9 protein-coding genes are annotated in these 10,743 nt (G+C 57.4%); 3 read left to right on the top strand and 6 right to left on the bottom strand.

All coding sequences use genetic code 11. The features are described from left to right. Positions 1-31: 31 nt before the first annotated feature. The 6 genes from ACR0DB_RS07675 to pyrH all read right to left on the bottom strand — a co-directional run bounded on the left by ACR0DB_RS07675 (position 32) and on the right by pyrH (position 6,578). A complete protein-coding gene (locus ACR0DB_RS07675) occupies positions 32-1,147 on the bottom strand; it encodes an NUDIX domain-containing protein (protein ID WP_480549887.1) in 1,116 nt (371 codons plus the stop codon). A 27-nt stretch (positions 1,148-1,174) separates the two neighbouring features. Beyond that, positions 1,175-1,615 carry a TrgA family protein gene (locus ACR0DB_RS07670; protein WP_170769547.1) on the bottom strand — a complete coding sequence of 147 codons (441 nt, stop codon included), beginning with the start codon at positions 1,613-1,615 and terminating at the stop codon, positions 1,175-1,177. A gap of 16 nt (positions 1,616-1,631) precedes the next feature. Next, complete coding sequence (locus ACR0DB_RS07665; RefSeq protein ID WP_170769546.1) at positions 1,632-2,840, bottom strand: SAM-dependent methyltransferase; 1,209 nt, start codon at positions 2,838-2,840, stop codon at positions 1,632-1,634. A gap of 69 nt (positions 2,841-2,909) precedes the next feature. Continuing rightward, complete coding sequence (locus ACR0DB_RS07660; protein ID WP_480549885.1) at positions 2,910-4,331, bottom strand: cryptochrome/photolyase family protein; 1,422 nt, start codon at positions 4,329-4,331, stop codon at positions 2,910-2,912. 48 nt (positions 4,332-4,379) lie between these two features. After that, on the bottom strand, positions 4,380-5,606 hold the full coding sequence (locus ACR0DB_RS07655; protein WP_480549883.1) for an aminotransferase class V-fold PLP-dependent enzyme: 1,227 nt from the start codon (positions 5,604-5,606) through the stop codon (positions 4,380-4,382). A gap of 228 nt (positions 5,607-5,834) precedes the next feature. Beyond that, complete coding sequence (gene pyrH / locus ACR0DB_RS07650) at positions 5,835-6,578, bottom strand: UMP kinase (protein WP_170769543.1); 744 nt, start codon at positions 6,576-6,578, stop codon at positions 5,835-5,837. A gap of 95 nt (positions 6,579-6,673) precedes the next feature. Between pyrH and miaA the strand changes: the two genes are divergently transcribed. From miaA to ACR0DB_RS07635, 3 genes are all read left to right on the top strand, one after another. Further along, positions 6,674-7,567, top strand: coding sequence for a tRNA (adenosine(37)-N6)-dimethylallyltransferase MiaA (gene miaA, locus ACR0DB_RS07645; protein WP_480549881.1), 894 nt, complete (start codon positions 6,674-6,676; stop codon positions 7,565-7,567). 325 nt (positions 7,568-7,892) lie between these two features. Further along, entirely contained in the window at positions 7,893-9,563 is a 1,671-nt protein-coding gene (locus ACR0DB_RS07640) for an ABC transporter substrate-binding protein (RefSeq protein ID WP_170769541.1), read from the top strand. A 119-nt stretch (positions 9,564-9,682) separates the two neighbouring features. Then, positions 9,683-10,729 (top strand): ABC transporter permease, encoded by a 1,047-nt coding sequence (locus ACR0DB_RS07635; RefSeq protein WP_170788569.1) that lies wholly within the window; start codon positions 9,683-9,685, stop codon positions 10,727-10,729. Positions 10,730-10,743: the final 14 nt, after the last annotated feature.

Raw genomic sequence — 10,743 nt, 5'->3', positions numbered from 1 at the left:
GTTGCCGCGCGCCAACCACAAGCGGCGATCCTCAGGCGCGCAAACGGATTCGGTGCCGCGCAAGCCAATGGGCCAGCGCCAGCAAAGGCAAATCTTTGAACCCATGCGCATCGACACGATCCATGAAATCGACAAATGGCAGGATTTGGCTTCGGATATCTTCTCCTTCCGAGGCCAGCCCACCGCCTTGAACTGTCAGCTCCAGATCCGCCAGACCCACGTAAAGGTGAATGTATTCGGTCGATGACCCGCTCGAGGAATAGGCCCCGCCCGCATATTCCAGCGACTGCAGGACCACGCCCGCTTCCTCTTGCGCTTCGCGGCGGGCGGCGTGTTCGGACGTTTCACCGGGGTCGATCATCCCTGCGACGGGTTCCCACATCCAGGGCTCGGGATCGTCGATCATGAAAACCGGCGGGCGAAATTGTTCAACCAACAAGACCACATCTCGCGCCGGGTCATAGGGCAGAACCACAACGGCACTGCCTTGCATCAGGCTGCTGCGCTGTAGAACCGGCCCCAACGTGCCGTCATGTTGCCTGTGTTGCAGCGCGACCTCTTCCATTCCGAAGTAGTTCACATGAGCATGCCGGTGCTCATGCAAGACCACATCCTTGGCGACATCACGCGGGTCACCTGTCCCGCGCTGACGCGCGGCGATTTTGGCCCATGCCCGTGTTCGAAGTGCCGGAAAGCTTCTGGCCAGCGTGGCCGCGTCGATCTTGCCGAAATAGCCCATCACCTCATGTGCGGCGGTTACGGATATATCGCCCCAACGATCGACCCAATCTCGCAATTCCCAAAATTCCGTCGGGGTCCAGAGACCCGGATCGGGGAAGTACACGTCTGCCTGCACGCTGTCACCTTCCACTGTCTCAACCCGAAGTGGGCGCAGTTCGTAGTCAAATCCACCCTCATAAAAATTGAGCCGCTCAAGGTCGTTCTGAGATAGATTCTGAACCAGCAATCCTTCCGCATACGAGCCATTTTCTGACAGGATCATCGGAAACGCCTGATCTTTGACCCCATAAACCGCGTGGTCGCGCAGTCTGGCCTCGGACAGTTTCATTTCAAATGCGGGGCGATCCAGCACAAGCTCGAGCAAAGGCAGGTGTTGCAGCGTGCCGTAGAAAAACAGGTCAGTCACGGATCAAATCTCGTATTCGGTCGAGAATTACCGCCAGCGACGGCTGGCTTCTTCTGTGGCAAGACCCGCGACCAACGCACCGATCGCCAACGTCCACAGTATTTCTGGAGCCAGCAACTGCTGCCCAAATTCGACACTGATCTGAAAAATGGCCAGCAAAGCCTCGAACGGGCCATCATAGCGGTGACGCATGGCCAGCCGGATCATTTCATTGCAGCCCTGAACAAACAGGCCCCAGAACACCAGAGCCGCCATCCCGGTCAGGCCGTTGTTCACACCGGCTGTCCACCCGCGGCCCGCACGTTTGCCCATGACTTTCCAGCCACAGATGACCCCAAGCAACATGTTGACATAGGTGAACCAGCCGTAGTCCTTCCCCTCTTCGCCGTTCTCGATCACCATGCTGGAGACGAGAAAAGCCACAACCAATAAGCAGGTTGCAGCGACAAGACGAGACGCGGTGGGCATTGTAAGGGTCCGTTGTTTAACTCGGTTTTGCTATTGTGATCTGTGTCACATCGCAATTACCCGTGTCAAAGGCCGCGCCACATGCGGTCAAATAATAATTCCACATGCGGCGAAAACGCTCATCAAAACCCATCTGAGCGATATCGTCCCATTTATCGTTGAACGTGTCATACCAACGTCGCAGTGTCAGATCGTAACTTTTGCCAAATTCCCTTGATTTGACCACGGTCAAACCCGCTTGAGTCACCTGATCCTTTAGCACGGACGGCGCGGGCAGCATCCCACCCGGGAAGATATATTTTTGAATGAAATCAACACCATTGCGGTAGACGTCCCAGCGATGGTCGGCGACAGTGATGATCTGCAACGTGGCCTGCGCGCCTGGTTTGAGCCTTTCGCGGACGGTTTCAAAATAAATCGGCCAGTATTTCTCACCCACCGCTTCGAACATCTCGATCGAGGCGATGCCATCATACTGCCCACGCTCGTCCCGGTAGTCCTGCAACTTGAATTCAACAAGATCAGAAAGACCTGCTTTCTCAATACGTTCTTGCGCAAACTTCAACTGTTCTTGGCTGATGGTCAGCCCTGTGACCCGCAAGCCACGCTCTTTCGCGGCATATTCAGCAAAGCCACCCCAGCCACATCCGATTTCAAGGATATGATCGCCGGGTTTTGCGCCCATCTCGTCGACAAGGCTGGCATATTTTGCCGTCTGCGCCTTCTCCAGACTTTCCTGCCCGGTTTCGAACAAAGCGCTGGAATAAGTCATCGTATCGTCCAGCCATGCGGAGTAAAAATCATTACCCAAATCATAGTGATACGAGATGTTCTTCTTGGCCTGCTTGCGGCTGTTTCCGTTTAGCCAGAACCGCAAACGCTCATAAGCCTGCACCAGAAACTTGCCGGTGAAATCGTCGTAAACCGTTTCGGTGCCCAGATGCACCAGGTCCATAAAAGAGCGCAGGTCCGGTGTGCTCCAGTCACCTTCCAGATAGGCGTCCGAGAACCCAAGCTCACCTTCACGCACTAGTCGGGCAAAAACGTCGGGGTTATGGATATCTACCTGCGCGATTGGTCCGGGCTTGGCCCCTTCGGTGCGAAACACGCGGCCATCAGGCAGCACAATGTCCAGGCGACCGGACTCCATCTTTCGCAACATCTTCGTCACTTGCGTGAAGTATCGTGGCAGGTTTTCTTGCCCATCTGTCGTTGTCAGGATCATCCGCTCTCCCCTATGCGGTTGTTGGCTTAGGCTAGGCCGAGTTTGTGTTTCTGGCAAGTTTTCAGTTCCTTACTGGTTCTTGTAGTGTTCATAGGCCGCCAGCGCGCGCCTGCGCCCGTCGGCCAATTCGACAACGGGTTGAGGGTAGCCGTCATCTGGGGCCAGCCCCCAAGCGCGCGGGATGGCCTCAAAATAGGCAAGCGCGGTGTCAGGCGGATTGGCTTGTCCTTCAGCGATCCACCGCCGGACATATTCGCCGTCTGGGTCAAACTTTTCTTGCTGCGTGACCGGGTTGAACACTCTAAAGAACGGAGACGCATCCGGCCCCGATCCGGCCACCCACTGCCAGCCCATCGCATTGGCGGCGATGTCCCAGTCAATCAGGCAATCCTCGAACCACCGCATCCCGATTTTCCAATGTGTCATCAGATGCTTGGTCAGATAGCTTGCCACGATCATACGCGCGCGGTTGTGCATCCGTCCCGTCACATACATCTCACGCAGACCGGCATCCACCACTGGTATACCTGTTCGGGCCCGCGTCCAGGCCAGAACCTCGGGTTGGTCAGTGCGCGTTTGCCATGGAAACTGATCCCATTCGGGCTTCCAGTTCTGATATGTGATATGCGGCCAGTGAAACATCAGGTGATAGGCGAACTCGCGCCAGACAAGCTGACGCAGATAGGCATCCGAGCCCGACACCCCGTTCAGGGCAGCATTCTGTACCGCGTGCCAAATACGCCGAGGGCTGATCTCTCCCCGCGACAGGTATTCGGACAGGGTTGAGGTCCCCTCGGACGCTAGCAGGTCTCGGTTTCGGGAATAGTCGGGCAGACGATTCAAGAACCCTTGCAATACGGCCAGTGCCGCAGTTTCGCCCGGCTGCACGAAGCGAGTCACGACCTGCGCGCCCCGGTTCATCGCAGCACCCAAACGCCATGAGGACAGATCTTCGGACTCGGGCCAGTGCACCGGAGGCGTCAATCGAGTCGGCGCGGCCAACGGTTGTGGAACCGCCCGACCCTGAACGGCCCGCCACATTGGAGTAAACACGCGAAACGGCTGACCCGTTTTCGTAGCCACGTCCCAAGGCTCGAAAAGCAAATGGCCGGGGAAGGATTTGGCTTCAACCCTTTGGTCCTTAAGGACGGATTTCACCTGAGTATCGCGCGAAATAGCATCCGGGTCATAGGCGCGCGACCAATAGACCGCCGAGGCCCCAGTTTCGGCGACAACGTCTTGCAAAACTTGCAACGCGTTACCCTTGCGCAGGATCAGACGACTTCCGACTTTGCCGAGAGCGCTCTGAAAAGCCTCAATCCCAAGACCCAGCCGCCATTTCGGCGCAGCACCCAGCTTGTCCGTCAGATCATCGCAGATGAACAGCGGGATGACGGGCCGACCGGTGGCGGCGGCCGCGCTTAGCGCTGGGTGATCTGACAGGCGCAAGTCCCGCCGGAACCACATGATGATCGCAGATTGCTGTTCCATAACCGCCCAGATGTTTTTCCCATTTTACGGGAGTGGACGGGAACTGGATCACAAAACGGCGTCAAGTGCATTCAATAATTGATCAATTTCCTGTTGCGATGTGTAGTGCGTAAAGCTGACCCGCAACACGCCCTGCGCCGGATCGACCCCCATCGCCTGCAACGGACGCCCGGCGTAGAAATCGCCTCCACCCGCCATAATCCCGTGTGTGGCCAATTCACCCGCCACCTCTTCCGCATTTCGGTTCAACGCCAAAGCAACCGTGGGTGCGCGCATTTCTGCATCAGCGGTGCCAATCAAGCGCACAGCATTGCGGTTTGACACCGCATCCAGCAACGGCTGCAGCAATGACACCTCGTGCCCACGCATCAGATCATGCACGAACGCTCCACGCTGAGTGTCGGACCCGTCGGGACCACCGTGATGAACGCTGAGTGCGGCGATATAATCCGCCATGCCAGCACTGGCCGCGATCTGCGCATGATCGGGTCCGGCAGGCGTGAACCGCTTATACAGCACATCGCCGTTGAAAAAATGCGCCTGGTTGGGCAGCGTCTGCCCCAATTTTCGCCGGACCACCATACATCCTTGATGCGGACCATAAGTTTTATAGGCTGAAAACAGATAGATATCCGCCCCCAGCTCATCCACATTCGGAAGGCCGTGCGGCGCGTAGGACACCCCATCAACACAGACAAACGCACCCGCTGCATGCGCAATAGCGGTGATCTCGGCCACCGGATTGATCTCACCAACTACGTTCGAGCAATGGGGGAAACAGACCAGACGCACCTTGTCGTCCAGCAGGTTTGCCAGATCCTGCGGGTCAAGCGAGCCGGTCTCGGGGTCGATTTGCCACTCCCTGACCTCAATCCCATCCTCGGCCAAGCGCCGCCACGGGCCGGAATTGGCCTCATGGTCCTGATTGGTGACGATGATCGCTTCACCCGGCTGCATCCACTGCCGAAATGCCTGCGCCATGACATAAGTGTTCTGCGTGGTCGAAGGGCCAAAGCTTAACTCATCGGTGTCGACGCCCAGAATAGCCGCCAAGCGCCGACGCGCCTCGTCCATCTCGGCGCCCGCTAGACGACTGGCCTCATAGGGCGCATAGGGTTGTACTTTGCGTTCGGTATAGTAGCGAAACAGCCGGTCCAGCACGGGCTTGCATGTGTAAGACCCACCGGCGTTTTCGAAAAAGGCCTGGCCTTGCAGAGATGGTTCGGAAAAGGCGGGAAACTGCGCGCGGACAAAGTCTATATCCAAAGTGCTCATGGCACGGAACTCCTTGATCATGCAGGTCAATCTTTTAAGGGACCGGGCATGATTCCAGCCTCTTCGGACATCATGGCAGGTCTTCCAGCCGAGCCGCCGCAGCCGCGACGACAGCCCCAGCACAGGCAAGGACGCGGCCAAACTGCCCAGACCGACCAATCCCGTCAAGCGCCCGAACAAAAAAAGCCGGGCGCGATGGCCCGGCTTTTGTCACATATGGGTGAAGGCTTAGCCCTGAACCTTGGTATAAGTCCCTTCACCGGCAAGGATTCCCCGGAAGCCGCCTGGTTCGTCCAGACCAAACACGATGAGCGGCAGGTTGTTGTCTCGCGCCAACGCAATGGCCGAGGCGTCCATAACCCGCAACCGTTTTGCCAGCACGTCATCGTAGGTGACTGTGTCATAGCGCACCGCGTCCGCATGTTCTTTGGGGTCTTTGTCATAGACACCGTCCACGCCGTTCTTTCCCATGAAGATCGCCTCGCAAGCCATTTCATTTGCACGCAAAGTGGCCGCAGTGTCGGTGGTGAAATAAGGGTTCCCGGTCCCGGCGGCAAAGATGCAGACCCGCTTTTTCTCAAGGTGCCGTACAGCACGGCGACGGATATAAGGCTCGCACACCTCGTCCATGCGAATGGCCGAGATCACACGGGTGAACACCCCGATTTCTTCCAACGCGGATTGCATCCCCAGCGCGTTCATCACCGTGGCCAGCATCCCCATATAGTCCGCCGTCGTCCGCTCCATCCCCTGCGCCGAGCCGCTGAGACCCCGGAAAATATTGCCACCGCCGATCACCATGCAGATCTCGACACCCAGATCATGCACCGATTTGACCTCTTGCGCGATACGCTGGACGGTCGGCGGATGCAGGCCAAACCCCTGGTCGCCCATCAGCGCCTCGCCAGAGATCTTCAGCATCACGCGACTGTATTTGGTTTTCGGGGTGTCGATGTCTGGGGAAAGGGTCATGTTGCGCTCCGGGCTGGCACGGGTTTAATTCCGGCGCAAAATGAAGCAAAACCGCGACAGGTTCAATGCGGATCATGAGGAACAAGGCAGCCCCGATGGCCAAAACAGATACATCGCCAATTTGGGACCGCCTGCCCCCTATCCCAGACGATAAACCCGTACTGATTGCGGGGCCGACAGCGTCAGGTAAATCCGAACTTGCACTTCTGATCGCCGAAGAATTCGGCGGCATCATCGTCAATGCAGATGCCAGTCAGGTGTATGACTGCTGGCAGGTGATCTCGGCCCGCCCCTCGACTGGGGATGAGGCCCGCGCACCGCATCTGCTCTATGGTCATGTCGCGTATGATCAGGATTATTCGACCGGCCATTGGCTGCGCGAGGTCACACCCTTGCTGACCGGCCCACAACGACCGATTATTGTTGGGGGCACGGGGCTGTATTTCTCGGCCTTGACCGAGGGCATGGCCGAAATACCCGCTACTCCGCCAGAAATACGTGCCGAGGGCGACCAGCTTGACCTGCAAACGCTGAGCAAGGGTGTGGATGCCGAAACTCTGGCCCGGTTGGACCGGCAAAACCGCGCCCGCGTCCAGCGCGCTTGGGAAGTGCAGCGCGCCACCGGACGCAGCCTGCGGGACTGGCAAGCTGATACTCCGCCGCCTATTCTGAGCCCGGACGACACGGTGCCGATCGTATTTGACGTGGACAAACAATGGCTTCTAGATAGGATCAATCGCCGTTTCGATCTGATGCTAGATACCGGCGCTTTGAATGAAGTCGAGGCGATGCGATCCCTCTACGACCCCTCTCTTCCCGCCTTCAAGGCCATCGGTGTCCCCGAGCTTATGTCATATCTTGACGGCCAGCTTTCCCTGGATGCCGCCCGAGATCGCGCCACGATCTCGACCCGCCAGTTCGCCAAACGACAACGCACCTGGTTTCGAGCACGGATGAAAAACTGGATTCACGTTGATTTCTCAAAGTGATACTAGCGCAACTTGCCACTGCGATAGACGGCAAGAATTACGCGCCATCGATGATCCGAATCCCTTGTGTTAATGGGAACCCGCCAGGCTTCTTAAGCCAGGACACGATCCCGTATTTCCAGGCTGCGATCCTCCACAATGTCGCTTTTGTCTCCTGAATGACGATTTCGAACGTTGACCTAACAGAATTTCTGGTGCCGAATGAAGGCATGGGGATGTTCAGTATCACAGCAACGAATACCCGCGGACGCGCTGCACGCTTCTTTCGGCGTTGAGCGGTTCCACTCACAAATCACAAAAATTGATGTCACAGGGAGAGACATAAATGACAAAGCAAACCTTGACCGGAGCACCGATGCACTGGGCGGCGGAGATGCACGCACAGGAATATCGTGACGGCAAGCTCAGCCGGCGCGAGTTCATGGCCCGCGCCACCGCGTTGGGCGTTGCCGTGCCCGCCGCTTATGGCATGATCGGACTGAATTCACCCGCAGCCGCGCAAGAACCGCAGCGTGGCGGCACCATCCGTTATCAGATGGAAGTGCGCGCGCTGAAGGATCCGCGCACCTATGACTGGACCCAAATCGCCACTTACACCGCTGGCTGGCTGGAATATCTGGTCGAATACAACAATGACGGCTCGTTCAAACCCATGCTGCTGGAAAGCTGGGAGGCCAATGACGACGCGACAGAATACACTCTGAACGTCCGCAAAGGCGTCAAGTGGAACAATGGCGACGACTTCACCGCCGAAGACGTGGCACGCAACATCACCGGCTGGTGTGATGCGGGGCTAGAGGGCAACTCGATGGCATCCCGCATGGCATCGCTGATTGACGAGGCCACGCAGAAGGCCGCGGACGGTGCAATTACGGTTGTGGATTCCCATACCGTCAAACTGACGTGTAACGCGCCCGACATCACCATCATTCCCGGCATGGCGGACTATCCGGCCGCCATCGTACACAGTAGCTTTGATGCCAATAACATGCTGGCCAACCCGGTCGGCACCGGCTTTATGATCCCCGAAAGCCACGAGGTCGGCGTCAAAGGTGTGCTCGTGCGCAACGAAGGCTTTGACTGGTGGGGCTATGAGGCTGGCAAAGGCGGCTATATCGACCGGATCGAGTTTATCGACTACGGCACCGACCCGGCAGCCTTCCTAGCCGCCTATGAGGCCGAAGAGATCGACATGAACTGGGAATCGGTCGGCGAATTTGTTGACATCTTCGACGGCATCGGCCTGACCCGTTCGGAAATCCCCTCGGGCTTTACCATCGTCATTCGTCCGAACCAGCTGGCCGAAGACGCCAATGGCAATAAGATCTATGGCGACAAACGTGTGCGTCAGGCGCTGGCCATGGCCGTGGACAACAATGTCTGCCTCGAGCTTGGTATGTCCGGCTACGGCATCCCTGCCGAGAACTGCCATGTAGGTCCAATGCACCCCGAATACGACTCGGCGGTGACCCGTATTCCGTATGATCCGGCAGGTGCCAAGGCGCTGATGGAAGAAGCGGGCATGGCAGACTTCGAGCACGAAGTTCAGTCGATCGACGATGACTGGCGTCGCAATACCACCGCTGCTGTGGTTGCGCAGTTGAACGACGCGGGCATCAAGGCCAAACATACGGTTCTGCCCGGCTCGACCTTCTGGAACGACTGGACGAAATACGCCTTTTCCTCGACCAACTGGAACCACCGCCCGCTGGGCACGCAGGTTCTGGCCTTGGCGTATAAGTCAGGCGTGGCGTGGAACGAGTCCGGCTTTGCCAATGCCGAGTTCGATGCGCTTTTGGCCGAAGCGAACTCGATCGCCGATGTGGACAAGCGCCGCGAGGTGATGGCCAAGCTGCAAACGATCATGATCGAAGAGGGTGTGACCATCCAGCCTTATTGGCGGACAGCAATGCGTCACCACCGTGACAACATGGTTGGTGTTGAAAAGCACATCGCGGACCTGCCGCAGCTGTATAAGTTCGGCATCGTCTCTTAAGCCGACACCTACAGGGCCGCGCCGTAAGGGCGCGGCCTTTTCGTCGGCGCTGACCCGGCGAAAAATACTAGCGACGCGCACGGCCTGAAACCAGCGCCAGCCGACCAACAGGGGCTATCATGGGACTATTCATTCTAAGGCGGGTCGGGATCATGCTGTTGACAGCATTGTGCCTGACATTCCTGGTCTTTTTCCTCACCAACCTGTATCCGAACCTCGAAAAGCTTGCCAAAACGCAGGGCAACTTTCGGATGTCGGATGAACAGGTCGAGAGTTTTCTGGAAAAAGGCGGCTATCTTCAGTCAACGCCCATAAAATATGGCGAATGGCTGGGTGTTCTGCCGTCGTACCGGCACACCAACGAAGACGGAACCATTCAGGGCCGATGCATCCTTCCGGGTAAAACCGCCGAAGAATCTCCCAATTTCTGCGGTATCTTGCAGGGGTATTGGGGCTATTCCACAGTCTTCAAAGAAGAGGTCGGAACAGTTGTCGGCACACGTCTCGCCCTAACCGGTCGGCTGATGTTCTGGGTGATGCTGCTGATGGTCCCTTCGGCACTGATCCTTGGCGTTCTGGCGGGCATGAAAGAGGGTTCGGCCACCGACCGCACGCTGTCCACCTTTGCCATCACCACAACAGCGACACCGGAATATGTGTCAGGCGTGATCTTCATCGCAATTTTCACTTCATCCGCCGTCGGATTGAAGTGGTTCAAGGGCACGGCCACGCAGGCTATGGAGAACCCGACATTCGAGAATTTCTTCCTGCCCGTGCTGACGATTGCGCTTTACGGGATGGGTTATATCGCTCGGATGACCCGCGCCTCGATGACCGAGGTAATGACGGCACAATATATCCGTACCGCGCGGCTGAAAGGCGTGTCCTTCTCGAACATCGTCATGAAACACGCGCTGCGCAATGCGCTGATCGCCCCCTTTACCGTCATCATGTTGCAGTTCCCATGGCTGCTGAATGGTGTGGTGATCGTCGAGACCCTGTTCAACTACAAGGGCTTTGGTTGGGCGCTGGTGCAGGCGGCGGGGAATAACGACATCCAGCTCTTGCTGGCGATTTCGGTCGTGTCGGTCTTTGTGGTGCTGGTGACGCAGCTGATCTCGGATATCGGCTATGTCTACCTCAACCCGCGTATTCGCATTTCTTAAGGGAGGGTTAGATC

It is taken from the genome of Ruegeria sp. AB6 (genome assembly GCF_056542685.1).
This window is presented reverse-complemented; position numbering and strand designations above follow the sequence as displayed.